The following is a 921-nucleotide window of genomic DNA, read 5'->3' on the forward strand; positions in this document are numbered from 1 at the left end:
GGTCGCGCGGGTGCCCGTGACGGAGACGACGGCGCCGGCGGCGGGCACGTCCCGGCGCGGCGTGCCGGGGCTGCGCGCCGCGTCGCTGCTCGGCTTCGTGGCGGTGTGGTGGCTTCTCGCCTGGATCGAGGCGAAGCCGCATCTGCTGCCCGACCCCTATGCGGTCGCGACGGCGGCGGTGCGGGACGCGGTGCACGGCGACCTGCTGTACAACTTCGGCGTGACGCTGGCGCGCGTGGTCGCCGCCTTCAGCCTGTCGATGGCGGCGGGCACGCTGATCGGCGTGCTGGCCGGGCGACGGGCGGCGGCGGATGCGCTGATCGACCCGGTGCTGACGATCCTGCTGAACCTGCCGCTGCTGGTGGTGATCGTCCTTTGCTACATCTGGATCGGCCAGACGGAGACGGGGGCGATCGTCGCCGTCGCGCTGGCCAAGACGCCGACCATCGCGGTGACGGTGCGCGAGGGCGCGCGCGCGCTCGACCCCGCCTATGCCGACGTGGCGACCGCGTTCGGCATCCCGCGGTGGCGGCGGGTGCGGCATCTGCTGATGCCGCAGTTGGCGCCGTATATCGCCGCGGCGGCGCGCAGCGGGCTGTCGATCACCTGGAAGATCGTGCTGGTGGTCGAGCTGCTGGGGCGGCCGAGCGGCGTGGGCTATGCGCTGAACCTCGCGTTCCAGAACTTCGACGTGACGGCGATCCTCGCCTATGGGCTGCTGTTCGCCGGGCTGATGCTGGCCGCCGAGATGGCGGTGCTCCAGCCATGGGAGCGCCGGACGCGCGCGTGGCGCCAGTGCTAGCGCGGCCCGGCCGATGAGCCTCGCGCTGCGGATCGACAGCAAGGCGCATCGCGCGCCGGGCGGCGGCGGGATGCGGCAGGTGCTGCGCGACGTCGCCTTCACCGCCGGGCCGGGCGAGG

Annotated in this window: 1 protein-coding gene; it reads left to right on the forward strand. The window is 73.8% G+C overall.

The window, feature by feature from the left end; genetic code table 11:
- On the forward strand, positions 1 to 802 hold an 802-nt coding region (locus B8460_RS19825; protein ID WP_241771254.1), incomplete at its 5' end, for an ABC transporter permease.
- Between the last annotated feature and the right edge of the window lie 119 nt (positions 803 to 921).

It is taken from the genome of Acidisphaera rubrifaciens HS-AP3 (assembly GCF_000964365.1).
Classification (GTDB): Bacteria; Pseudomonadota; Alphaproteobacteria; order Acetobacterales; family Acetobacteraceae; genus Acidisphaera; species Acidisphaera rubrifaciens.